Origin of the sequence: Stenotrophomonas sp. SMYL86 (assembly GCF_036320025.1) — a bacterium.
GTDB lineage: Bacteria > Pseudomonadota > Gammaproteobacteria > Xanthomonadales > Xanthomonadaceae > Stenotrophomonas > Stenotrophomonas maltophilia_A.
In genome coordinates this window covers 79,408-103,972 of sequence record NZ_JAWIRU010000010.1, presented here as the reverse complement: position 1 = coordinate 103,972, position 24,565 = coordinate 79,408, and the positions used below count along the sequence as shown (strand labels likewise).

The 24,565-nt window shown below is 64.3% G+C and carries 23 protein-coding genes; 14 read left to right on the top strand and 9 right to left on the bottom strand.

The window, feature by feature from the left end; genetic code table 11:
• Window positions 1–41 precede the first annotated feature (41 nt).
• Genes rfbD through rfbB form a run of 4 tightly spaced genes read right to left on the bottom strand, consistent with a single transcriptional unit; the run spans window position 42 to window position 3,443 of the window.
• On the bottom strand, window positions 42–935 hold the full coding sequence (gene rfbD / locus V3B64_RS12770; RefSeq protein ID WP_329914225.1) for a dTDP-4-dehydrorhamnose reductase: 894 nt from the start codon (window positions 933–935) through the stop codon (window positions 42–44).
• Complete coding sequence (rfbC, locus tag V3B64_RS12765; RefSeq protein ID WP_100437838.1) at window positions 932–1,489, bottom strand: dTDP-4-dehydrorhamnose 3,5-epimerase; 558 nt, start codon at window positions 1,487–1,489, stop codon at window positions 932–934. The genes rfbD and rfbC overlap by 4 nt, the downstream gene beginning before the upstream one ends.
• Window positions 1,486–2,373, bottom strand: a complete 888-nt coding sequence (gene rfbA, locus V3B64_RS12760; RefSeq protein ID WP_100437837.1) for a glucose-1-phosphate thymidylyltransferase RfbA — start codon at window positions 2,371–2,373, stop codon at window positions 1,486–1,488. The genes rfbC and rfbA overlap by 4 nt, the downstream gene beginning before the upstream one ends.
• 14 nt (window positions 2,374–2,387) lie before the next feature.
• Window positions 2,388–3,443 carry a dTDP-glucose 4,6-dehydratase gene (gene rfbB / locus V3B64_RS12755; protein WP_121504836.1) on the bottom strand — a complete coding sequence of 352 codons (1,056 nt, stop codon included), beginning with the start codon at window positions 3,441–3,443 and terminating at the stop codon, window positions 2,388–2,390.
• Window positions 3,444–3,705: 262 nt separating this feature from the next.
• Between rfbB and V3B64_RS12750 the strand changes: the two genes are divergently transcribed.
• The 13 genes from V3B64_RS12750 (at window position 3,706) to V3B64_RS12690 (ending at window position 15,982) form a co-directional block, all read left to right on the top strand.
• Window positions 3,706–4,452 (top strand): electron transfer flavoprotein subunit beta/FixA family protein, encoded by a 747-nt coding sequence (locus tag V3B64_RS12750; RefSeq protein ID WP_012509979.1) that lies wholly within the window; start codon window positions 3,706–3,708, stop codon window positions 4,450–4,452.
• A complete protein-coding gene (locus V3B64_RS12745) occupies window positions 4,452–5,393 on the top strand; it encodes an electron transfer flavoprotein subunit alpha/FixB family protein (protein ID WP_121504834.1) in 942 nt (313 codons plus the stop codon). The genes V3B64_RS12750 and V3B64_RS12745 overlap by 1 nt, the downstream gene beginning before the upstream one ends.
• Window positions 5,394–5,835: 442 nt before the next feature.
• On the top strand, window positions 5,836–6,828 hold the full coding sequence (locus V3B64_RS12740; RefSeq protein ID WP_329914224.1) for a glycosyltransferase family 2 protein: 993 nt from the start codon (window positions 5,836–5,838) through the stop codon (window positions 6,826–6,828).
• A complete protein-coding gene (locus V3B64_RS12735) occupies window positions 6,825–7,583 on the top strand; it encodes a hypothetical protein (protein WP_121504832.1) in 759 nt (252 codons plus the stop codon). The genes V3B64_RS12740 and V3B64_RS12735 overlap by 4 nt, the downstream gene beginning before the upstream one ends.
• On the top strand, window positions 7,580–7,828 hold the full coding sequence (locus tag V3B64_RS12730) for an acyl carrier protein (RefSeq protein WP_010480664.1): 249 nt from the start codon (window positions 7,580–7,582) through the stop codon (window positions 7,826–7,828). Before V3B64_RS12735 ends, V3B64_RS12730 begins: the two co-directional genes overlap by 4 nt.
• Before the next feature lie 2 nt (window positions 7,829–7,830).
• Window positions 7,831–8,574, top strand: a complete 744-nt coding sequence (locus V3B64_RS12725) for an SDR family NAD(P)-dependent oxidoreductase (RefSeq protein WP_329914223.1) — start codon at window positions 7,831–7,833, stop codon at window positions 8,572–8,574.
• The gene (locus V3B64_RS12720; protein ID WP_121504830.1) at window positions 8,575–9,975 is read left to right on the top strand and encodes an AMP-binding protein; all 1,401 of its coding nucleotides are present in this window, start codon (window positions 8,575–8,577) and stop codon (window positions 9,973–9,975) included.
• Window positions 9,972–11,078: an acyl-protein synthetase gene (locus V3B64_RS12715; protein WP_121504829.1), complete on the top strand. Its 1,107-nt coding sequence runs from the start codon at window positions 9,972–9,974 to the stop codon at window positions 11,076–11,078. The genes V3B64_RS12720 and V3B64_RS12715 overlap by 4 nt, the downstream gene beginning before the upstream one ends.
• Window positions 11,075–12,298, top strand: a complete 1,224-nt coding sequence (locus V3B64_RS12710; RefSeq protein ID WP_121504828.1) for an acyl-CoA reductase — start codon at window positions 11,075–11,077, stop codon at window positions 12,296–12,298. The genes V3B64_RS12715 and V3B64_RS12710 overlap by 4 nt, the downstream gene beginning before the upstream one ends.
• A 4-nt stretch (window positions 12,299–12,302) precedes the next feature.
• Complete coding sequence (locus V3B64_RS12705; protein ID WP_010480655.1) at window positions 12,303–12,668, top strand: EamA family transporter; 366 nt, start codon at window positions 12,303–12,305, stop codon at window positions 12,666–12,668.
• A 3-nt stretch (window positions 12,669–12,671) separates the two neighbouring features.
• Window positions 12,672–13,298: a class I SAM-dependent methyltransferase gene (locus tag V3B64_RS12700; protein WP_329914222.1), complete on the top strand. Its 627-nt coding sequence runs from the start codon at window positions 12,672–12,674 to the stop codon at window positions 13,296–13,298.
• Window positions 13,299–13,328: 30 nt separating this feature from the next.
• Window positions 13,329–14,456, top strand: a complete 1,128-nt coding sequence (gene rffA, locus V3B64_RS12695) for a dTDP-4-amino-4,6-dideoxygalactose transaminase (protein ID WP_121504826.1) — start codon at window positions 13,329–13,331, stop codon at window positions 14,454–14,456.
• Between the two features lie 2 nt (window positions 14,457–14,458).
• Window positions 14,459–15,982 (top strand): hypothetical protein, encoded by a 1,524-nt coding sequence (locus V3B64_RS12690; protein WP_121504825.1) that lies wholly within the window; start codon window positions 14,459–14,461, stop codon window positions 15,980–15,982.
• Between the two features lie 5 nt (window positions 15,983–15,987).
• Here V3B64_RS12690 and V3B64_RS12685 read toward each other — a convergent pair whose 3' ends face one another.
• Window positions 15,988–16,398 (bottom strand): hypothetical protein, encoded by a 411-nt coding sequence (locus V3B64_RS12685; protein ID WP_329914221.1) that lies wholly within the window; start codon window positions 16,396–16,398, stop codon window positions 15,988–15,990.
• A gap of 167 nt (window positions 16,399–16,565) precedes the next feature.
• Here V3B64_RS12685 and wecB point away from each other — a divergent pair, with 167 nt between their 5' ends.
• The gene (gene wecB / locus V3B64_RS12680) at window positions 16,566–17,696 is read left to right on the top strand and encodes a UDP-N-acetylglucosamine 2-epimerase (non-hydrolyzing) (RefSeq protein WP_121504823.1); all 1,131 of its coding nucleotides are present in this window, start codon (window positions 16,566–16,568) and stop codon (window positions 17,694–17,696) included.
• Window positions 17,697–17,771: 75 nt separating this feature from the next.
• Here wecB and V3B64_RS12675 read toward each other — a convergent pair whose 3' ends face one another.
• From V3B64_RS12675 to V3B64_RS12660, 4 genes are read right to left on the bottom strand one after another with little or no spacing between them, the layout of a single operon-like run.
• A complete protein-coding gene (locus V3B64_RS12675) occupies window positions 17,772–21,191 on the bottom strand; it encodes a glycosyltransferase (protein ID WP_329914220.1) in 3,420 nt (1,139 codons plus the stop codon).
• Window positions 21,184–22,536 carry an ABC transporter ATP-binding protein gene (locus tag V3B64_RS12670; RefSeq protein WP_329914219.1) on the bottom strand — a complete coding sequence of 451 codons (1,353 nt, stop codon included), beginning with the start codon at window positions 22,534–22,536 and terminating at the stop codon, window positions 21,184–21,186. Before V3B64_RS12670 ends, V3B64_RS12675 begins: the two co-directional genes overlap by 8 nt.
• A complete protein-coding gene (locus V3B64_RS12665; RefSeq protein ID WP_317218011.1) occupies window positions 22,526–23,344 on the bottom strand; it encodes an ABC transporter permease in 819 nt (272 codons plus the stop codon). The genes V3B64_RS12670 and V3B64_RS12665 overlap by 11 nt, the downstream gene beginning before the upstream one ends.
• On the bottom strand, window positions 23,341–24,513 hold the full coding sequence (locus tag V3B64_RS12660) for a cystathionine gamma-synthase (protein WP_121504820.1): 1,173 nt from the start codon (window positions 24,511–24,513) through the stop codon (window positions 23,341–23,343). The genes V3B64_RS12665 and V3B64_RS12660 overlap by 4 nt, the downstream gene beginning before the upstream one ends.
• Window positions 24,514–24,565: the final 52 nt, after the last annotated feature.

Genomic DNA, 24,565 nt, shown 5'->3' with positions numbered 1-24,565 from the left:
GCGGCGGGTGCCGACCGTTGGTCGGCACGTCGCCTACCGGGTCAGGCAATCTCCGCCATCACCCGCTTGAGGCCGTCCTGCCATGTCGGCAGCACGATGCCGAAATCCTGCTGCAGCTTGCGGTTGTCCAGCACCGACCAGGCCGGACGCTTGGCCGGGGTCGGGTATTCGGCACTGGGAATCGCCTCGACGGTCGGCACCTTCGCCAACACGCCGGTCGCCAGCGCTTCGGCGAAGATCGCCTCGGCGAACCCGTGCCAACTGGTCTGGCCGCTGGCCGTCAGATGCCAGGTGCCGGACAGCTGCCCCGGATGCTGCAGTGCCTGCGCGGTGACATCAGCGATCAGCGCAGCCGGTGTCGGCGTGCCGATCTGATCGGCTACCACACGCAACTGGTCGCGCTCGGCACCCACCCGCAGCATCGTGCGCAGGAAATTGGCGCCATGCGAGGCGTACACCCACGCCGTGCGGAAGATCAGATGGCGGCCACCGGCAGCGCGCACGGCCTCTTCGCCATCACGCTTGCTGGCGCCATACACACCCAATGGCGCGGTCGGCTCGTCTTCGCGGTAGGGCGCGCTGCCCTGGCCATCGAACACGTAGTCGGTGGAGTAATGCACGAAGGGCACGCCGTGCGCCGCACACCAGCGCGCGATCACGCCCGGCGCCTGCGTGTTGGCAGCGAAGGCGGCCTCGGCATCCTGCTCGGCGCGATCGACCGCCGTGTAGGCGGCCGCGTTCACCACTACCGACGGCTGGAGACGATCCAGAAGGGCCGGCAGAGTGTCAGGCTGGCCGAAATCAGCCACCTCGCAGGCGCTGCCATCAGGCAGCTGACCACTGCGGGTGGTGGCAACCACTTCACCCAGCAGCGTCAGCGCGCGCAGCAGCTCCTGGCCGACCTGGCCATTGCCGCCGAACACCAGAACGGTCATGGCACGTAGACCGGCAGACGATCTTCAGCGATGTCCTTCAGGAACGGCGCGTTCTCGTCCTTGGCCGACAAGGTCGGTGCGCTGACCGGCCAGTCCACCGCGATATCAGCATCGTTCCAGCGGATACCCGCATCCGCCTCCTTGACGTAGACATCGGTGCACAGGTAGCTGAACAGCGCACGTTCGGAGAGCACGGCAAACCCATGCGCGAAGCCTTCCGGAATCCAGAACTGCTTCCTGTTTTCCGCACTCAGCACCACCGCTTCCCACTGGCCGAAGGTCGGCGAGCCACGACGGATGTCCACGGCGACGTCATAGACCTCGCCCTCCAGCACGCTGACCAGCTTGCCCTGCGGGCGCGGCCACTGGTAATGCAGGCCACGCAGCACGCCCTGTGCGGACGTCGATACGTTGCTCTGCACGAAACGGTCCGGCAGGCCCAGCGCAGCGAAGCGCTCGGCATTCCAGGTTTCGAAGAAATAGCCACGCGCATCGCCAAACACGGCCGGCTCGATGATCTTGCAGCCGGGAAGCTTGGTTTCAATCACTTTCACGGAACGACTCCACGCAGGGCGAGCTTGTGCAGGTACTGGCCGTAGCCATTCTTGATCAGCGGTGCAGCCAACGCTTCCAGCTGTTCGGCGCTGATCCAGCCCTTGCCGAAGGCAATTTCTTCCGGGCAGCACACCTGCAGGCCCTGGCGGGTCTGGATGGTCTCGATGAAGTTGGAGGCTTCCAGCAGCGACTGGTGGGTGCCGGTATCCAGCCAGGCATAGCCACGGCCGAGCGCTTCCAGGTGCAGGTTGCCCTGGGCCAGGTAGCGCTTGTTGAGATCGGTGATCTCCAGTTCGCCACGCGGCGACGGCTTAAGTTCGGCCGCGTAATCGCTGGCGTTGCCGTCGTAGAAATACAGGCCGGTCACCGCATAGTTCGAGCGCGGGTTCTCCGGCTTCTCCACCAGGTCGATGACCTTGCCGCTGGTGTCGAACTCGGCCACGCCGTAACGTTCTGGATCATTGACCCAGTAGCCGAACACGGTCGAGCCATCCACGCGCTCGTCGGCGCGCTTGAGCACTTCGCGCAGGCCGTGGCCGTGGAAGATGTTGTCGCCCAGCACCAGGCAGCTCGGCTTGCCGGCCACGAAGTCGCGGCCGATCAGGTAGGCCTGGGCCAGGCCATCGGGGCTGGGCTGCACCGCGTACTGGATGTCCATGCCCCACTGCGAGCCGTCACCCAGCAGCTGCTGGAACAGGGCCTGCTCGTGCGGGGTGTTGATGATCAGCACTTCACGGATGCCCGCCAGCATCAGCACGCTGAGCGGGTAGTAGATCATCGGCTTGTCGTATACCGGCAGCAGCTGCTTGCTGACGCCCTTGGTGATCGGATACAGCCGGGTGCCGGAGCCGCCGGCGAGAATGATGCCCTTGCGCTGGGTCATGGTGTCTCCTGGGTTCAGGCCGCAGTGCCGATGCGCTGCAGGCGGTAGCTGCCGTCGAGCACGCCGTTGACCCAGTTCTGGTTGTCCAGGTACCAGTCGACGGTGAAGGCGATGCCCTGCTCGAAGGTGTAGGCCGGTTCCCAGCCCAGGTCGTTCTTCAGCTTCGACGCATCGATCGCGTAACGGCGGTCATGGCCCGGGCGGTCGGTGACGTAGGTGATCTGGCTGCTGCGCGGCAGGCCATCCTCACGCGGGCGGCGCGCATCGAGCAGCGCGCAGATGGCCTGCACCACTTCGATGTTCTGCTTTTCCGAGTTCCCGCCGACGTTGTAGGTCTCGCCGACCTGGCCCTTGGCCAGCACGGTGCGGATCGCCTCGCAGTGGTCGGACACGAACAGCCAGTCGCGCACCTGCTTGCCGTCGCCGTACACCGGCAGCGGCTCGCCGGCCAGCGCCTTGGCGATCACCAGCGGGATCAGCTTCTCGGGGAAGTGGTAGGGGCCGTAATTGTTCGAACAGTTGGTGGTCAGCACCGGCAGCCCATAGGTGTGGTGGAACGCACGTACCAGGTGATCCGACGCAGCCTTGGACGCCGAGTACGGCGAATTGGGCGCGTACTGGGTCGTTTCACTGAATTTGCCGGTCTCACCCAGCGTGCCGTACACCTCGTCGGTGGACACGTGCAGGAAACGGAACGCCGCGCCCTGTTCGGCCGGCAGCGCCTTCCAGTAGTCGCGGACCGCTTCCAGCAGGCCCAGGGTGCCCACAACATTGGTCTGGATGAAGGCGCCGGGACCATCGATGGAGCGGTCAACGTGGCTTTCGGCGGCGAAGTTCACCACGGCATCCGGCTGATGCTCGGCCAGCAGTCGGGCGACCAGTTCGCGGTCGCCGATGTCGCCTTGGACAAACAGGTGGTTCGGGTTGCCATCAAGGCTGGACAGGGTCTTCAGGTTGCCGGCGTAGGTCAGCACATCGAGGTTGATGACCTTGACGCCGCGCGCGACGGCCTCGAGAACGAAGTTACCGCCAATGAATCCGGCGCCGCCGGTGACAAGCCATGTGGGCACTACCTGTTCTCCTGATCGAAATTCATCCAAGGAGCGCCCACGGGCGCCCCAGCGCAGCGTGACAGGATACATCCCGATGGCCTTCACGACCGCCTGCGTGACGTGAACACGCGCTCGCGGGGTGCATTTTTTGCGGCGCCGCAACATAACCATACGCATTCGCATGGTCACCTCAAGCCAGCTAGAATCGGGGTCCCACCCCCGAACCGGTTGCTGCTCCAGGACCGGACGTTCTCCCCGTTATTGAAGGACCCCGTACCAGATGAAAATCCTCGTCGCGTACAAGCGCGTGGTGGACTACAACGTCCGCATTCAGGTCAAGCCGGACGGTTCCGGCGTGGTCACCGACGGCGTCAAGCTGTCCCCCAACCCCTTCGATGAAATCGCCCTGGAAGAAGCCCTGCGCCTGCGCGACAAGGGCATCGCCAGCGAAGTCGTGGTTGCCACCATCGCCCCGGCCGACGCTCAGGCGCACCTGCGCAACGGCCTGGCCATGGGCGCCAACCGTGCCATCCACGTCGTCACCGACCAGGCCATCCAGCCGCTGACCGCGTCGCGCACCCTGCTCAAGCTGATCGAAAAGGAGCAGCCGGATCTGGTGATCCTCGGCAAGCAGGCCATCGACGACGACGCCAACCAGACTGGCCAGATGCTGGCCACGCTGTGGGGCCGCCCGCAGGCGACCTTCGCCAGCAAGCTGGAGATTGCCGATGGCAAGGCCACGGTGACCCGTGAAGTCGATGCCGGCCTGGAAACGCTGGAAGTGGATCTGCCGGCCGTGGTCACCACCGATCTGCGCCTGAACGAACCGCGCTTCATCAAGCTGCCGGACATCATGAAGGCCAAGGCCAAGCCGCTGGAGACCCTGCAGCTGGCCGACCTCGGCGTTGAAGCCGCCGACACCTTCAAGACCACCCAGTACGCCGCGCCGTCCAAGCGCAGCAAGGGTGTGATGGTCAAGGACGCGGCCGAACTGGTTGCCGCACTCAAGCAGAAGGGGTTGCTGTAATGAGCAGGATTCTCGTCATCGCCGAGCACCACGACGGCAAGCTCAATGCCGCCACCGCCAAGACCGTCAGCGCCGCCGCCGCCATCAGCGGTGCCAGCATCGACGTGCTGGTGCTGGCTGCCGACCCGGCCGCCGTGGCCGCTGAAGCCGCGAAGATCGCTGGGGTCGCCAAGGTCCTGACCGTCGCCAACGCGGCCAACGCGCAGGCCATCGCCCAGGTGCTGGCGCCGCAGATCGCACAGCTGGCCAAGGGCTACACCCACGTATTCGGCCCGTCGACCACCTTCGGCAAGGACCTGATGCCGTGCGTGGCCGCCCTGCTCGGCGTCAACCAGGTCTCCGACCTGATGAGCGTTGAAGGCAGCCACAGCTTCAAGCGCCCGATCTACGCCGGCAACGCGATCATCACCGTGGAAGCGCCGGCCGACCAGATCGTGGTCGCCACCGTGCGTGCCGCCTCGTGGCCGGAAGCCGCCCAGGGTGGCAATGCCGCCGTTGAAGCAGCAAGCGTCGACGCTGCCCTGCCGACCCACACCCGCTTCGTCGGCCTGGCCGCCGGTGCCAGCGACCGTCCGGACCTGCAGAGCGCCAAGCGCGTGGTCTCCGGTGGCCGTGGTGTCGGTTCGGAAGAGAACTTCAAGGTCATCTTCCAGCTGGCCGACAAGCTCGGTGCTGCCGTCGGTGCCTCGCGTGCCGCCGTTGACGCCGGCTACGTGCCCAGCGACCTGCAGGTCGGCCAGACCGGCAAGATCATCGCGCCGGAACTGTACGTGGCCGTTGGCATCAGTGGTGCGATCCAGCACCTGACCGGCATCAAGGATGCTGGCACGATTGTCGCGATCAACAAGGACGGCGACGCGCCGATCTTCGAGATTGCCGATATCGGCCTGGTGGGGGATCTGTTTGCGATCCTGCCGGAGCTGGAAGCGGCACTGGGCTGAGCAACGCACGAATACCTGCTGTTGAAAGTCAGGCCCCCGGCTGAAGCGACTGCTTTGCCGGGGGCTTCTTGCTTGAGGGACAGATGATTTCACGGGATTGCTACAATCATGAACGAAGCCTGCAGTTCATGACCCTATTTGTAAATGCGGTGGCGGCCATCGGGCGATCGGGCGATCGGGCGATCGGCAGCATCGAATCCCGGCCCGCACGACCACCCAACGAGCTGTGTCGCCGCTGAACACACCACGGCGATACACTGAGTTGGCAGGGGCAGCGCGCGGCCCGCGTGGAACCAGTCGGTGAAGCTATAATTGGCGACTGCCGGCACTGATCGTCGCGCGGTCGGAATGCTGGGGCACGCGCGCCCTCATACCCCCGCAGCTGGGCGATGCGGTGCCATTCATGTGCCGAGGCAGGGCGCGCAAGGGACTTCAGTACGCCATGACAGATGCGACGTCGCACTCAGTGTTGATCGGGCCAGACAAGGAACTCCGCCCGGAGATTTCGGTGGTGGCGCCGGTCTATGGCTGCAAGGGCTGCCTGGAAGACCTGGTCGACCAAGTACAGGCAGCGGTGGCGACACTGGGCGTGGAATTCGAAATGATCCTGGTCGATGACGCCAGCCCGGACGGGGCCTGGCCTCGCATCACCGAACTGGCCGCGACCCGCCCCTGGCTGCGCGGGCTTCGCCTTTCGCGCAACTTCGGACAGCATTCGGCCATTTCTGCAGGCATCGAACATGCGGCCGGCCGCTGGACCGTGGTAATGGACTGCGACCTGCAGGACGTGCCAGCGGAGATTCCGGCGCTGTACCGCAAGGCCAACGACGAACAGCTTGATGTCGTTTTCGCCCAACGCGTCGAGCGCCAGGATGCGCCGCTGAAGCGCTTTTCCTCCTGGGCCTTCTTCAGCGTGCTCGGCTGGCTGACCGGAGTTCCGCAGGATCCCAGCACCGCCAATTTCGGCATCTACCACCGCAAGGTCATCCAAGCAGTCTGCCAGATGCCCGAACGCGACCGCTCGTTCCCGCTGATGGTCAAGTGGGCCGGTTTCCGCACCGGCAAGCTGCCCGTACAGCACCAGGCCCGCGCCGAGGGTGAAACCTCGTACACCCTGCGCAAGCTGCTGGCCCTGTCCACCAACATCGCGCTGGGCTATTCGGAAAAACCGCTGCGCATGGTCGCCGGCACCGGCATCGCCTGTTCGCTGGTGGCCTTCGTACTGGTGGCCATGAGCCTGCTGCGCTGGTGGGATGGCGACATCGAAGTAGCCGGCTACACCTCCATCATCGGCTCGGTGTGGCTGATCGGCGGCCTGGTGATGTTCTGCCTGGGCGTGGTCGGCCTGTATGTGGGCCAGGTGTTCCGCAACGTGCAGAAGCGGCCTTACTACATCGTCGCCGATGCGGTGAACGATGCACAGGAAGCCCGATGAACCTGCACATCGACAACGGCGAAGGACGGATCACCGCGCGCCTGACCCCCTGGGACGAGCGCGCCCTGGGCTTCGTCACCGCAGAGGTGACCGTACTGGACGTCGCCACCTTGGCACATGCAGCGCCATTGCTGGTCGAACTCGAGCGTTGGTGCGCCACCCACTCGGTGCGCTACCTGTTCGGCCGCATCGATGCCACACAACCGGTGGCCAAGGCGGTCCTGCTCCAGCACGGATTCGCCTTCGTTGAGACCTCATTGACCGTTTCGCGCAGCGGCTTCGCCAACCTGCCCCAGGTTCCGCGCGGCATGCTGCCGACGCTGCGTCCCGCGACCGCTGGCGATGTGGCCGAGCTGCGGCAGATTGCCGCCACCGACTTCGCGCACGGCCGCTTCCTGGAAGATCCCGCCATCGATCCTCAGCGGGCCGCGGTACGCACCGCCAACTGGATCGAAGACATGGTCACCGGGGGCCTGGCCTACGTGGCCGAATCGCGCGGCCGCGTCATCGGCTTCCATGCCGAACGTGTTGCTGCAGACCGCAGCAACTGCGAACTGCTGTTGACCGGCGCTTCAGGCCCTTACGCCATGCTGGCCCTCCCGTTGTGGATCACCGCGCTCGAGTCGTTGGGCGCGCGTGGCATCCCGCACTGTACGACCCTCGTTTCCGCCGCGAATACGGGCATCATCAATCTGTATGCCCGGCTTGGCTTCCACTTCAACAGCACCCTGTTTGGGTTCAGGAAATTCCTATGAACGATACCGTTACCGAAGATCAGGTCGTTGCCGTATTCGCCCGCGTGCTGGGCATCGCCGCCGACAGCGTGAGCGACGATCTGCGTTACAACACCATCCCGCAGTGGGATTCGATCGCCCATATGTCGGTGGTCGCCGCACTGGAAGAAGCCTTTGGCGTGATGATCGACATGGATGAAGTGATCGACATGAGCTCGGTGGGCAAAGCGCGCGAAATCCTGCGCAAGCACGGCGCAGCCGTTTGAGCATGGCCGGCGCCGCACCCGTCATCCTGGTCACCGGAGCATCGCGCGGCATCGGTCGCGAGATCGCCCTGCAGCAGGCCTCGCGGCAGGCGCAGCTGGTACTGGTGGCCCGCGATGAAGAGGCACTGGCGGGGCTGGATGCACAGATCCAGGCGCTGGGTGCGCCGGCTGCGCTCTGTGCCGCGCTCGACCTGACCGACGCCGATGCCATCGCGGGGCTGTTCAAGCAGATCTTCGCCCGCTTCGGCCGGCTGGACGGGCTGGTCAACAATGCAGGTGTGCTGCACGAGGGCCTGCTCGGCATGATCCGTTCCGAGGACATCGACCAGGTCCTGGCTGTCAACGTCAAAGCACCGCTGATGGCGATGCAGTACGCCTCGCGGCTGATGGCGCGTGCCGGCAAGGGCAGCGTCGTCAATCTGGTCTCGATCATGGGTGTCAATGGTGCCGCCGGGCTCAGCCTGTACGCTGCCAGCAAGGCTGCACTGGTCGGCGCCACCCGCTCGGCCTCGAAGGAACTGGCCCCACGCGGCATCCGCGTCAACGCGGTCTCGCCGGGTTTCATCGATACCGACATGACGCGTGGCATGCCGGAGGCCGCGCACGCCAAGCGTGTCGCGTCCATTGCGATGGGGCGCGCCGGCACCCCTGCAGAGGTGGCCGAACTGGTTGGCTTCCTGCTCAGTGATGCTTCCGCCTATGTCACCGGGCAGGTAATTGGCATCGACGGACAAATGGTGGTCTGAATGCCGTTCTGGAACCTTGAACAACACGGGTCGCGGATCGCGCTGATCGATGGCGGGCAGACGCTGGACTTCGCGTCGCTGGCCCGCCTTTCCGACCAGCACGCCGCGCGGCTGCCCGAAAGACGCGGCATGGGTTTGCTGTGCATGCCCAGCCATACCGAGGCCGTGGCGCTTTACCTGGGCGCTCTGCGCAGCGGGCGTCAGGTTCCGTTGCTGCTGCAACCCGACACCGATCCGGAGCTGCTGGCGGCGCTGGTGGCGCATTACCAGCCTGACTGGGTCGCCGCCGCGGTTCCGGCGCCGGATGGCTACCAGACCGTGCACCAGGGCCAGGCGCTGGCCTTGCATCTGCGCGGCGCTGGCCTGGCCAACGAGGTACCGCACGCCGATCTGGCGCTGCTGCTGAGCACCTCCGGCAGTACCGGCTCGTCAAAACTGGTGCGATTGTCCGCTACGGGCCTGGACACCAATGCCAATGCCATTGTCCAGTACCTGGGCCTGCGTGCCGATGATCGTGCGATCACTACGCTGCCGCTTGCTTACTCGTTCGGCATGTCGATCCTCAACAGCCACCTTGCCGCTGGCGGCTCAGTGGTGCTGAGCGATGACAGCCTGATGACCCGCGAGTTCTGGGACAGCGCCCGTCGCCATGGCATCACCTCGTTGTCCGGCGTTCCGGCCACCTTCGAGATACTGCGGCGCATGGGCCTGGCCCGCCTGCAGCTGCCCAGCCTGCGCATGCTGACCCAGGCCGGTGGTCGCCTGCGCGATGAGCTGGTCGCCCATTTCGCCGAATCCAGCCAGGCCCATGGCCTGGAGTTCTTCGTGATGTACGGCCAGACAGAGGCCTCTCCGCGCATCAGCTATGTTCCGGCTGCACGCATCATCAACAAGGTCGGCAGCATCGGCGTGCCGGTTCCTGGAGGCCGCATGGAAGTGGATGCCGCGAGCGGCGAACTGGTCTATTCCGGCCCGAACGTGATGATGGGCTATGCCACCACGCGTGCCGACCTGGCCAAGGGTGACGAGCTGAAGGGAGTGCTGCACACCGGCGACCTGGCCCGCGTCGACGAGGACGGTTTCCATTACATCACCGGGCGCGCCAAGCGCTTCCTGAAGATCTCCGGCAACCGGGTCAACCTCGACGAAGTCGAGGCCATGCTGTCGGCAGTGCTGAGACAGCAGATCGTATGCTCGGGCAGCGATGACGATCTGGTGGCCTTCAGCCACGGTGCCCAGGTCGCCGAGCAGGCGCAGGTACGCCAGCTGGTGCAGGAACGCTACAAGCTGTTCGGTGGCCACGTCCGTACCCTCCACCTGGATGCGCTGCCCCTGATGGCCAGCGGCAAGGTGGATTACCAGAGTCTCCGGCAGATGGCCGGACAAGGAGCTGCAAGGTGACCCTGCCTGCCACGCCGGCTGCCAACGCGGCCGCTGCCCTGGATGTCGATGTCTTCGGCCTGGACCGCAGCCAGAAGCGTGCCTGGCTGCTGGACGGCCTCAATCGCCTGACCCGCCACCATCAAGCGCGGTGCGCGCCGTATGCCGGCATCCTCGACGGCCTGTGGCCGGCCGACGACGCGGCCAGCCTGGAACAGGTACCGTGGCTGCCGGTACGCATGTTCAAGCTGCTGGACCTCAAGAGCATCGACGACGACAAGGTGTCGCGCACACTGGTGTCCAGTGGCACCACCGGCGCTGCGGTTTCCCGCATCTTCCTCGATGCCGACACCGCGCGCGCGCAGACCCGCGCACTGACCCGCATCTTCTCCCATTTCGCGGGTAGCAGGCGCCTGCGCATGCTGGTGGTCGACGACTCCAGCTTCCTGCGTGATCGCAGCCGCTTCAACGCGCGCGCCGCAGGCATCCTCGGCTTCTCCAATTTCGGCCGTGACCATCTGTATCTGCTGGACGAAGATCTGCAGCCTGACTGGGATGCGCTGCAGCAATGGCTGCAGACCCATCCCGATGAACCCGTACTGCTGTTCGGCTTCACCTTCATTGTCTGGCAATCGTTCGTGCAGGCCGCGCGCCAGGCGGGCAGGCAGATCCGTTTCCCGGCCGGCAGCATGCTGGTCCACGGCGGTGGCTGGAAGAAGATGGACGAGCAGAAGGTCGACAACGCCGCCTACAAGGCCGCACTGTCGGAAACCTTCAGCATCGAACGCGTCCACAACTACTACGGCATGGTCGAGCAGGTCGGCTCGATCTTCTTCGAATGCGAGCATGGGCATCTGCACGCCCCGGCCTACGCCGATGTGATCGTGCGCGACCTGCAGGATCTGGCGCCGGTGCCGCATGGCACCACCGGCGCGATCCAGGTCCTGAGCCTGTTGCCGGAAAGCTATCCGGGCCACAGCCTGCTCACCGAAGACCTCGGCGTGATCCATGGTGAGGACGACTGCGCGTGCGGCCGTCCCGGCAAGTACTTCGCCGTACTCGGCCGCATCAAGAACGTGGAAATCCGCGGTTGCAGCGACACCCGCACGGTACCCAACGCATGACCAGACTGCTCTTCTCCATCCACCCCGACGCCTCGCTGGACGCCGAACTGGAGCGCTTGGCGGCGCTGCCTCCCCTGTTGCCGTTCAGCGCGCCACTGCGCGAGTTCGTGGCGGATTTCTCCCGTCGCGTGTTCACCCTGCCGCAGCTGCGCCAGCATCCCGAGCTGGCCACACTGGGCCACTGGTTCCGCGGCGCAGCCGTCAACCAGCTGTCGCAGCGGACCGGCACACGGGCGACCGAGCTGGATCTGGCACGTGGCCTGGTCTTCCATCTTGCTCCGGCCAACGTGGATGTCCTGTTCGCGTACGCCTGGCTGATGTCGGTGCTGTCAGGCAACACCAATGTGGCCCGCCTGTCGCAGAAGCAGAGCACCCAGCGCGATGCGCTGGTCTCGATCCTGCACGACATGCAGCATGAAGGCCTGCATCCGCAGGTGCTGGAACGCGCAGTACTGCTGACGTATCCGCATGACGATGCGATCACCACGGCCATCTCCCGTCACTGCCATGCGCGTATCATCTGGGGCGGCGACGCAACGGTCGCCAAGATCCGTTCACTGCCGATCGCGCCACTGGCTCTCGAGCTGGCCTTCCCGGACCGGTTCGGCGTGGCGGTCATGCGCGCAGCCACGCTGGTCGGAGCCAACGATGCCGATCTTCAGGAACTGGCCCACCGCTTCTGCAACGACGTGCTCTGGTTCGGCCAGCAGGCCTGCTCTTCGCCGCGCACCCTGTACTGGGTTGGTGATGAGGCAGAGACCGCAGCGGCCAAGGCTCGTTTCTGGCCGATGGTACGCGCCCAGGCCTCCAGCCTGGACGACGAGCCCGCAGCGCTGATGGCCCGGGTGACCGATGCCAACCTGCTGGCGGCCACCGGGCATGGCGTGCATTCCGCCGATGCCATCGGCCTGTATCCGCTGCGCCTGGAAGCCTCGCGTGCCGATGGTGCGATCCGCGAGATCCAGTCTGGCCACGGCCTGGTGGTGGAGATCGAGCTACCCACGCTGGATGCGTTGGCGCCACAGCTCGACGACCGCGACCAGACACTTGTCCAGCATGGCTTCACGACGTCGGACCTGCGCGGCTTCCTGTGCGGCCTCCGCAATCGTGCCATCGACCGCGTCGTACCATTCGGCCGCGCCCTGGACTTCCATCCGGTCTGGGACGGCACCGACCTGCTCGATGTGCTTACCCGCAAGATCACCCTGCCTGCGACCTGATCCGATGAGCTACGTTTTCATTGCCCTGACCATCCTGCTGACCGTCTACGGCCAGCTCATGCTGAAGTGGCAGGTCAGCCTCAATCCCGGGGCGACCATAGACGGCCTGAACCCGCGCGCGGTCATCACCCTGCTGCTCAATCCCTGGGTGATCAGCGCCTTCGCAGCGGCTTTCGGCGCTTCGCTGTGCTGGATGGCGGCCATCGGCCGGATGCCGCTGAGCAAGGCCTATCCCTTCACAGCATTGAGTTTCCCGCTGGTGGCAACCCTTGCGGTATGGCTCTTCCGCGAGTCCTTCGACTCGCATAAGATCGCCGGCACCGCCTTGATCATCCTGGGCGTCATCGTCCTGTCTCGCTCCGGAGCCTGAACCATGTCGCAGAAGACCGATGGGTTGCACGCAGTGCTATCACACCCAGCGGTCTACGACCTGCTGCAGAACCTGTTGGGGGCCCGCCGCTCCCGCGCCCGGCTGATCCGCGATCACATACGGCCGCGTGCCGGTGACCGGATTCTGGACATCGGCTGCGGCACGGGTGAGCTTTTCAGCCAGATGCCCGACGGCCTGCATTACGTCGGCTTCGATCTCTCCGAAGCCTACATCCAGGCAGCCCGCCAGCGCTTTGATGGACGTGCACGCTTCGAGTGCATGGACGTGGCCGACTACCAGCTGGCCGGTGGCGAGCAGCAGCAGGCCGATCTGGTACTGGCCATCGGCATTCTCCACCACCTCGACGACGACCGCGCCCGCGCACTGATGCGTACAGCGCGCGCTGCGCTCAAGCCCGGTGGCCGCTTCATCTCCCTTGACGGTACCTATGTCGAAGGCCAATCAGCCATCGCGCACGCGTTGATCGCGCGTGACCGCGGGCAGAGCATCCGCACCCCCGACGCCTATCGGGCCTTGGCCGAAGCCGAATTTTCGACGGTATCGGGCCGGGTCAGGGGCGATATGCTCTACGTACCCTATACCCACTACATCATGGAATGCGTGCGCTGAGCTGCGGCCCAGTCACGTTCAGGAGCAACAGTGATTCCGTTCAACAAGCCGTACATGACCGGCCAGGAGCTGGTCAACATCACCCACGCCCACGCCAATGGCCATCTCAGTGGCGACGGCCCGTTCACCAAGCAGTGCCACGCCTGGCTCAACGCGCGCACCGGTGCCAGTGCTTCGCTGCTGACCCACTCGTGCACAGCCGCATTGGAAATGGCGGCTCTGCTGCTGGATCTGGAAGACGGCGACGAAGTGATCATGCCGTCCTACACGTTTGTCTCGACCTCCAATGCCTTCGTGCTTCGTGGCGCGGTGCCGGTGTTCGTGGACATCCGCGCCGACACGCTGAACATCGACGAGACCCTGATCGAAGCGGCAATCACGCCTCGCACCAAGGCCATCTGCGTAGTGCACTACGCCGGTGTGGCTTGCGAAATGGACGAGATTCTCGCCATCGCCTCCCGGCACGGCCTGGCCGTGGTCGAAGACGCTGCGCAAGGCATCATGTCCACCTACAAGGGGCGCCCGCTGGGCACCATCGGCGACCTCGGCGCGCTGAGCTTCCACGAGACCAAGAACATCATTTCCGGCGAAGGTGGTGCGCTGCTGTGCCGCGACCACACCCACGCCGAACGTGCCGAGATCATCCGTGAGAAGGGCACCAACCGCAGCCGCTTTTTCCGTGGGCAGGTCGACAAGTACACCTGGGTGGATGTGGGCTCTTCCTTCCTCCCCGGCGAGATCACCGCTGCCTTCCTGGCCGCGCAGATGGATGCTGCCGAAGACATCACTGCGCGTCGCCTGGCCATCTGGGACCGCTATCACGCCTGGGCAGCACCGCATGAGGCTGCAGGTCGCCTGGTACGACCAACCATTCCGGCGCACACCACCCACAACGCGCATATGTACTACATGCTGCTGCCGTCACTGGATGCGCGTACCCACTTCATCCAGTCTCTGCGCGAACAGGGCGTGCAGGCCGTTTTCCATTACATCCCCCTGCATTCGTCGCCGGCGGGCCTCAGCCATGGCCGCGCGGGTTCGTCGATGCAGGTCACCGATGAGCTCAGCGAGCGCTTGGTACGCATGCCACTGTGGATCGGCGTGGAGCAGCACTTGGATGCGATCCTGGCGGCGGCTGACCGTGTACTGATGGGTTGACCATGCAGAGCCGTACTCCTGTCCTGGACGCCTGGATCAACTGGCGTACGCTGACCGTACTGCTGTTGGCAATGCCTGCCTTCATCAATGCTGCTGCCTACATCTCCTACGCCGGCATTCCGTTTGTCACCTCGGATGGTTGGTACTTCGTCGATGCGTTCCTGCAGAAGCACTATCACGCAGGGCTGTCGCTGCAGGACTTCTATGTCAAGCGAAGTGCCGACGACCACGCCCAGCCCGTACAGAAGCTCCTGCTGCTCTGGAATGCAGAGGCGTTCAATCTGGACTTCGTCATCGAGTCCTACATGGGGCTCGCGATTGCAGCTACCGCATGGTTGCTGATGTTGCATGTCATGGCGATGGACAATCGCGGCAACAGGCCCGGGATCTGGTGGCTGCTGCCTGCAGTCGCGAGCGCGGCCAGCTTCGTGTCCCTTAGCGGGGGGATGGTGTTCAACTGGTCACTGGTGACCCTGGGCTATCTGGGGCCGCTGGCCGCTACGGCCCTGGCGGTGGCGGCGTGGACAGGCGTGGAGAAGAAGCGATGGTGGCCTTTGGTTACCGTTGCCGCCCTCGTTGCATTCACCCAGGACGGGACCGCAGTCATCTGCGCGATCAGCGTCATCTGCGCACTGCTGCTTCGTGAGAAGAAGCAGCGCGGCACGACCCTGCGCCCGACGGCAATCGCTGTCGTCATCGTGGCCGGCTGGATCGTGGCCTACAAGCTGGCCAGCAGCCTGTATCTGCACTCGGGGCTGCCCGTCCTGGCCACTGGGGGGCAAGGAGTGAGCGCGCTCCTCGACATGGGCGTTGATCCGATTGCGCGGATGATGCTGACGATCGCTGCCCTGTCGGTGTCCGACCTGCCGCCGCTGCAGCTGCACTTCCCCGGCCGCGGCGAGTTGCTACACCTGGTGCTCGGTGCCGTGGTCATCGCTTCGCATGCATGGTTCTGGTGGCGCGCCGTCCGTGATCGATGGAACAACACCCAGTTTCTGGCCGTCGTGCTGATGCTGTTCTGTTACGGTGCAGTGGCAGGCATCGTCATCACGCGCGTGTCCATGTTCGGGCCCGGCTACGCCTCCCAGCAACGTTACCTGATGCTGTACCAGCTGGGCACGGTCGCCATCGCACTTCTGTCGGCTGGCAGCAACTGGCGCACATGGGGTCTTGTGCAGAAGGGCCTCGTCTCGATCGGCCTGCTTGCCCTGATCGCCGCCCAGCTGCCTCTTAGCAGAGTGACCTGGAGTGACGCTCCCTACGTGCAGGTGTACGGCAACAACCTCGGACGACAGATGATCCTGCTGGGTTCCAATCCCCAGGCCAAGCTGGCCGCGTGCGCACCGACGCTGGTCATATGCGAGGCAGAAAACGGGGAACGCATCCGCTCGATCACGCTGCTGCGCGACCATCATCTCAACGCCTACTCGGCCGAGATGCTGAGCCGTTACTCCATGGAGGCGATCGCTGCCCCCACCGGTCCGATGGAAGTCGTCACGCCCGCGGACGACGCCTCGAAAAAATGAATGATTCAGCCTTCTGGCGGGCAGACTGAATCCACTGCCGGCTGGATGTACATCAACTGCCGGGAAGTCGTTTCGTCCAGCACTTCGATGCGATCTCCTGCATGCAGGACTTCAGTGAAGGACGCGGCACCCGCGGTACTGCCGGCGGCAAGATCGGTGCGTTCTCCATCGGTCCGAAGCAACTGGATGCGCACCCCGGTGGCATCCAGCCCGGCAGGCAGGTTCCAACGCAGCTCTCCCGCCTCCGCCCCGTCCCCGCACGCCGTGCGGGCCGGGACAAGACAGACCGCGCACCCCTCGCCGGCCTGCGCGTCCAGCACCTGGTAGGCCACGGCCGTTACGTCTGCCGGGGAACGCTGGCAGGCAGACAACATCAGCACCATGGCTGCGATCGACAATCCATTCATGGTGCGCATGCCGGCTCCTGCGGAAATAGCGCCATTCTATCCATGCTGCGGCGACCTCGCTGGGTGCGCCTGAACGCGGCAGCGGCGAGGGCCAACAAGGCCCGCGTGTTCTGGGATAATTCCATGATCGAAGAACTTCTGGGATGGCGATGAGCTCCGTAAAGCGAGAAGAACCGATGAATGACGCGCGCAAGAAGGTACTGGTCGTTTTCGGTACGCGTCCGGAGGCTATCAAGATGGCCCCCGTCGTAGAGGCCCTGCGCAATGCGCCCGGCATCGAGCCTATCGTTGCGGTCACTGCCCAGCACAGGCAGATGCTGGACCAGGTGCTCGAGCTTTTCGAGATCCGGCCCGACGAAGACCTGGATGTGATGGAGCCGGGCCAGACCCTGCAAGGCCTGTTCAGCAAGATTCTGATGGGCATGTGCGACGTCATCGCGCGGCGCAAGCCCGATCTGGTCCTGGTCCATGGCGATACCAGCACGACGCTGGCTTCCGCATTGGCAGCGTTCTACAACCGGGTTCCCGTAGGCCATGTCGAGGCGGGGCTGCGCACGGGCGACCTCTACGCACCGTGGCCTGAAGAAGCCAATCGCTGCCTGACCGCTCCGTTGACGTCCATGCACTTTGCACCCACCCAGCGTGCCCGCGACAATCTGCGTCGCGAGAACATCGACGATGGGCGGATCCTGGTCACCGGCAATACCGTCATCGATGCACTCCTGCAGGTGACGAACCGCATCGAGCACGACGACGCCCTGCGCGAAAGCCTCGCGGCACGTTTCCCGTTCCTGGATCCTTCCAGGAAACTGATTCTGGTCACCGGCCACCGTCGGGAAAATTTCGGTGATGGATTCGAGCAGATTTGCCAGGCACTTCGCACCCTTGCAGACCGCGGCGATACACAGATCGTCTACCCGGTTCACCTGAATCCGAATGTCCAGGAGCCGGTCAACCGATTCCTCGGCAATCATCCGGCGATCACCCTGATCGAACCGCAGGACTATCTGCCCTTCGTGTACCTCATGTCCCAGGCCTATCTGCTGATTACCGACTCAGGCGGTGTCCAGGAGGAAGCCCCGTCGCTGGGCAAGCCGGTGCTGGTGATGCGGGATGTGACCGAACGCCCGGAAGCCGTCGAAGCCGGGACCGTAGTCCTGGTCGGTACCGATGCGGCGCGCATCGTGGCCGAGGCAAGTCGCCTGATCGATGATCCAACGGCCTACCAGCAGTTCTCGCGCAGTCACAATCCCTACGGCGACGGCACCGCCGCCCAACGCATCGCCGACGCCATCAGCAACAGCTGAAGTGCAGAAGAAAAAGGGGGCTGCGCCATGCGCAGCCCCCTTTTCCGTTATCCGCAACGATGCGGGAAACGCCGGTTACGACCGATAGCCGTGGGGCGACCACTTGCCCCACTTCGCCTCGTACAACGCCTTGTTCTTCTCAAACAGAGCCTGTTTGGCCTCGGCCTTGAGCTTGTTGAAACTGGCGGAAAGATGGTGGTGCACGAACACGTCCTCCGCGCACAACCGCACCAGCCCTGCCTGCTCCAGCCGACGGCAGTAGTCGTCGTCCTCGAAGAAGCCCACGCCGAACTGCTCATCCAGGCCGCCAACCATGGTGTAGGCCTGCCGCGAAATCATCACGCAGAAGAAGGCACTGGTCGCGATCTCGAAACTCCGCCCGGCATTTGCCCGAGTGTACCGGCCCGCCAGCTCCACCATCTGTTCCATTGATTCGTAGCTGATCTGGATCTTGGCTTCGTTGCCGATGTTGTTGGTCACCGGCCCCACGAGACCCGCATCCGCGCGACGGCGGAGCTGGTTACGCAGGGTACGCAGCCAGCCCGGCGTCACATAGGTGTCGTTGTTCAGCACGACCAGGTAGTCGCCCCGGGCAACATCCAGGCCTACGTTGTTGCCTGCCGAGAAACCAAGGTTGCTCTGATTGGCGATGAAACGCCGGTTGGCCGCGCCCTGCTCCCACTCCGCCAGGTACGCGGGACTGTCATCGCTGGAGGCGTTGTCAACGACAATGATCTCGACGTTCTCATAGTCCGTGTTGACCTCCAGGCTGTGCAGGCACTGCTTGGTGTAGTCCAGGTTGTTGTAGGTCAGCACGACGATGCTGATCAGCGGTTCGCTGATCGAGGAGAGCGCATCATCCAGGGCCTCAGCACGGTGCAGCCAGGTTTGCCGGGCCGCGAATGCCTGGCGCGACGCCAGCAGGCTGTCATCATCGGCTTCCGCCAGTGCGAGGCGGACCTGCTCCAGGTATCCCTCGTGGTCACCTGCCAGGCGCACCAGCCCTTCAAACTGGGCCAGCTCCGGCAGATCCACTGAAACGACCGCCTTACCCGCACTGAGATACTCGTACACCTTGACCGGATTGGTCGCCAGGGTCAGGGGAATGACCTTGAAAGGCAGGAGGCAGACGTCGAATGCATGGAGCCAGTACGGCAGTTCGGCATACGGCACCTCGCCGACGAAACGCACGTTGTCGATACCCTGCAGGCTGGCGGCAACGTTGGCCGTGTCACGACCGATCATCAGGACAAGCGCATCCGAGTTGTCCAGGGCAACCCGGCGCAACAGCTCTGCATCAAACCACTCTGCAATGGCACCGTAGTAGCCAATGATCCGTCGGCCCTTCGCATCGGCGAAGACCTTGGCCGGCGGAGTGCAGAAATGAGCGTACTCGGTGGCATTGCGCACCATCACGATGTTGCGCGCGCGCGGGCTGAGCTCGTCGTGCAACCACTGGGAAGTAACGACCAGCAGGTCCGCCCTCTCGATCAGCTGGCGCTCGCCCTCCATGATGCTGGCAGCGTTGTCTTCGAAACCGCCATGGTGGTCCATGCAGTCATAGACAAGCTTAGCGTTAGGAAGGCACTGCGCCGGCTGCAGCCAGTATGGGTGCTGCACGAACGACATGCAGCGAACCGACCGGGTCCATCCCAGCAACGCAGACAGACTGGACTGGATCGCAGCCACCTGCTCATTGCCAGGCATTGCGTGATAGATCTGCGGCGCAGTGGCCAGGTTGAGATTCACCTGGAACAGGCGACCGCTGTCATCCAACGGCTCGACTTTGAAACCCGCTTCGGAGGCGTCGACGAAATTGTTGGATATGTAAAAGACCCGGTGCCCCTTGGCAGCCAGCGCCATTGCCAGATGCTGGGGACGCTGGACGCGGAAGTTCCAGTCAATCACAGCCCAGACAAACACGTCAGTGGAGTTGGCGTCGGCGGCAGCGAGGGTCGGCAGGTGGGAGTAATCGACGAAGCCAAGCGGATCGCCCACGGTCACCTTCGGAGAAGGCGAGATGATCTGCGCCAGCCGCGCGCGATCCGACGGATCCAGGCGTCCGTTGCGCAGCGTCCGGATACCGAAGCGCGTGGCTGCCTGCACCGAGCGCGGGGCATGCTTGCCGATGTTTCGAAGCTCCTGCATGGGGCTGGAGAGAAAACGCCGGATGACACGCATCGGCCGGGTGATACGCCAGGACGTGCTCCGGTGGAGTGCATCCAGTTCCTGGTCCATGGCCAGCAGGCGCAACCGCAGTCGCTGCAATTGCACGTCGGCCGGCTGTTCGTCATCCGTGCCTGCAAGCGCGTCCAGCTTCGCACCTGCCGGGGCCCCCATCAGATTGACGATCTCCGCTCCCAGTCGGAGCGTCGCACCCACGCTCTGATCGGCCTCGACACGCGCCGCCGATGCCTGTGCGAGTAGCGCCTCGGTATCAGCCAACAGGCCGGCTCGAATGTTCCGATCCTCCTGCAGTACATTCCTCACCTGCACCAGATCAGCATGTGCATCGTTGAGACGATCCAGCAAGGTGCTGCCGACCAGCAGGGGCTGCAGCGCCTGCAGCGCAGACTCCAGGATCCGCGCATCGCGCGCTTCGCGTGCCACCTGCTCGTGGCTCCACGCTGGCCCGGTGGACTGTGCGGTCAGGTCGCGCACCAGCAGCCACTTGTCCAGATCCACACGCAGCTGATCCAGTGCCTGCACCTGCTCCGGTGCAGCGGGCACGTGGCTGCGCAACGTGCCCAAGTCGCCATTGAGCTGCAGCGCAAGCTGCGTTGCCGAAGCGAGAAGCGGACGCAACGGGCTGGGGGGTTCTGTACCCAGCTGCAGATCCTGCAGGGTCAGTGACTGCTCACCCAGCCAGGTGGGGTCGGCCCAGACCAGCAGCACCTGCTCGCCCGGCCAGAAGCAAGGGTGATCATTCCGCGTATCGCGGACACTGGCATGCACCAGCACCTTGCCGTCGATCTGTTGCGGAATGTTCTCCGGCATGAAGGAGGCATGGTGCTCTTCAATGCGATGCCGCTCGCGATAGGGCAGCATCAGGACGATGCAGTGCCGGGCACGCGCAGCAACCGTGCCGAGTACCTTCCACGGCTCGTGGAAGTGTTCCAGCGTGTTGGAGCTGAAGACCACGTCGAAGGCGGGCGCATCCGCCTGTGCGGTGGATGCAAGCCAATCGTCGCTGATGAAACTCAAGCCTGGGAAGCGCTGCCGTGCGTCGGCAATCGCAACGGCAGAGAAGTCGACCCCGGTGAACATCGCGCCGGGAACGCTCTGCGCTACTTCCTGGGTACCGTCTCCCAGTGCGCAGCCCCAGTCGCACCAAGTCAGGCGGCGCTGGCTACTGGCACGCACCAGCCAGGCGGGAAGCATCTGCACGGCAAGCGCGCCAAAGAAGCGTGACTGTTCGCGTCCACCGAGATCTTCCCAATCCTCACCGAAACGACCGTTCCAGTAATTCTTGGAATTGATTACGTCATCAGACACGGAGCAACTCCTTGAACACATGCTCGATTTTGGGTTGGTAAATGCCGAAGTGGCGAACCGGGCTGATCACCGAGAAGTACCGCACACCTTCGATGTACTCGTAGTACTCCACAACCGGCCCCGTGCGCTTCTCGACTGCAGCGACAAGGAAGTACTTACCTTCAACCAATCCGTTCTCGAAGGCAAACTCGATCTCCACCTCGGCCCCCGCTGACCAATGCGCCGGCGGCGTGCTGCTGCTGTCGTCGGTACTGGATACGACGATGTCATGTCCTCTCAGATCCTTGATGGAGAACGCGACCCGGAACGACTCCGGCGCGTAATCAGGAGGCAACAGGACCCGGATCCCGATGCGGCAGCGCTGGCCCCATTCGAGCAGTTCGCAGTCGCGTTGATCACCCGCGGCCAGGGTCACGGCGCGGATCAGGCCGATCTGCTGCCCCCAGTGCGCCAGGGGCTTTTCCTTGTGAACCGTCGGTACGTCGGGAGCTGCCGTGTCCTGCACGCCAGCGTCCCCGCCTGCACTGCTTCCCTCTTCATCGTGCGCATCGACGCCCACCGCTGGATGCAGCGCCTCGGGATCATCCTGGAAGATGGACTCCATGTACCGGGAGCTGACCTGCAGCACCGGCCCCAGCTCTTTCATCCCGCCGCGCTCTAGCCAGAGAGCCCGCTGGCACAGCGTGCGCACGGCCGCCACGTCATGGCTGACGAAAAGAACAGAGGCGCCATCGTCCTGGATGGCCCGGATACGCTTCATGCAGCGCGCCTGGAAGCGCGCATCACCCACAGCGAGGGCTTCATCAACCACGAGGATGTCCGCATCCACGGACGTCGCCACCGAAAACGCCAAGCGGACAAACATACCGCTGGAATAGGTCTTGGTCGGCTCATCGATGTACGCACCGATGTCGGCAAACGCACAGATGTCGTCGAAGCGGCTCTCGATCTCCGCGGTTTCCAGGCCGAGAAGGCGACCATTGAGGAAAACGTTCTCCCGGCCCGTGAACTCCGGGTTGAAGCCAGCCCCCAGCTCCAGCAGCGCTGCGATCCGGCCACGCACTTGGACGTGCCCCTCGGTCGGGGTCAGCGTGCCGCACAGCATCTGCAGCATCGTGCTCTTGCCCGAGCCGTTGCGCCCCATCACACCCAGCGCTTCACCGGGCGGAACCTCGAAGCTGACACCACGCAATGCCCAGACTTCCTTGCTGTGCTTGGCAGGTGCCATGCATAGGCCGCGACGCACCGGATCCGACATCAACTGCATCAGCCGGTCAACCGGCTTGGCAAACATGTCATATCGCTTGCCCAAGCCCTCCACCCTGATCAGCGCGTCAGATGACATCGGCAAAACCCCTACGCACGTACTGGAACACGGACAGCCCAAACAGCATGATCAGCAGACCCACAAGGTACTGCCACAGCAGAAGCCCCATGTCCGGCCAGTGGCCGAATATCAGCGTATCGCGCACCCCATCCATGACGCCCGTGATGGGATTCAGCTCGACGATATGACGGAAGGAGGCAGGAACCGCGGTAATCGGATAGAACACCGGCGACAGGAACAGCAGCATCGTCGTGACCAGCGGCATGATCTGCCCCAGGTCGCGCAGATAGACACCCAACGCGGAGAACAGCCAGGTGCAGCCAAGGGTCGCCAGCAGCAATGGCATCATCACGACCGGGAAGGCGATGGCAGTGACCGGGACGCTGCCCTTCAGCAGGAGCATGGCGATCAGCAGCACCAACAGGCTGACCAGCATGTGGAACAGCGCGGACAACGCGGTCGACACGGGCAGTACTTCCAACGGGAACACCACCTTCTTCACGAACTGCCCATTGGCCGTGATCAGGCCCGGCGCCTTGTTCAGGCATTCGGAAAAGAAGCCATAGACCACCAGTCCCGAGAACAGGATCAGCGCGAACTCCGAAGTCAACGGCGCGTCACTGTGCGTGCCTGTCCAGCGCGAGCGGAAAATGACGCCGAACACGAACGTGTACACGCCCAGCATGAGCACTGGATAGAAAAACGACCAGGCGAGACCGATCACCGAGCCTTTGTAGCGTGCGAATACATCCCGCTTGGCCATTTCCCAGGCCAGGCTTGCGCGGGTGGCCAATGAACGCTCCGACGTGGCGGGCGCATGGGTCACTGCAGCGCCCTTTCCAGATCCACCTGCAGATCCCCCAGATCCTCCACGCCCACGCTCAGCCTTACCAGCGCATCACTGATCCCCAGCTGCTCGCGCCGCGCGACCGGGATCGAGGCATGCGTCATCACCGCCGGATGGTTCACCAGGCTTTCCACGCCGCCCAGCGACTCGGCCAGAGTGAACAGTTCGGTCTTCTCGCAGAAGCGCTTGGCCGCCTCGAAACCGCCCTTGAGCACGATCGAAACGATGCCGCCGTAACCGGCCATCTGCTTGCCGGCCAGCTCATGCTGCGGGTGCGAGGCCAGGCCCGGGTAGATCACTTTTTCCACGGCCGGGTGCTTCTCCAGCCACTGTGCCAGCGCCAGCGCATTGGCGCAGTGTGCCTTCATGCGCAGCGGCAGGGTCTTCAGGCCACGCAGGGCCAGGAAGCTGTCGAACGGGCCCTGCACACCACCCACCGAGTTCTGCAGGAAGGCCATCTGCTCGGCCAGTTCGGCGTTGTCGCCGACCACGACCATGCCGCCGACCATGTCCGAGTGGCCATTGAGATACTTGGTGGCCGAATGCAGGACCAGGTCCGCACCCAGTTCCAGCGGACGCTGCAGCATCGGCGAGGCGAAGGTGTTGTCGACGACGACGATCAGGCCATGGCGCTTGGCGATGGCAGCGACCGCAGCGATGTCGACGATCTTCAGCATCGGGTTGGTCGGGGTCTCGATCCACACCATCTTCGTCTTCGGCGTGATCGCGGCCTCGAACGCGGCCAGATCGGTCAGGTCGACGAAGCTGAAGTCCAGCCCGGCGGTGCGGCGACGCACGCGCTCGAACAGACGGAAGCTGCCGCCGTAGATATCGTCCATTGCCACCACATGGCTGCCGGCGTCCAGCAGCTCGATCACGGTCGAGCTGGCCGCCATGCCCGAAGCGAAGGCAAAGCCGCGGGTGCCGCCTTCCAGCGACGCCACGCAACGCTCATAGGCGAAGCGGGTCGGGTTGTGGGTACGCGAGTACTCGAAGCCCTGATGCTCGCCCGGGCTGGACTGGGCGTAGGTCGAGGTGGCGTAGATCGGCGGCATCACCGCGCCGGTGCTGGGGTCGGGCGACTGGCCACCGTGGATGGCCAGGGTAGCCAGGGCCAGGGCGCGATCCTGGGAAGTTGCGTTGGACATGTTCTTTCCTGAGGGGCGCCGACGCACGGCGCCATCGAAGGTGCGGAAGTCT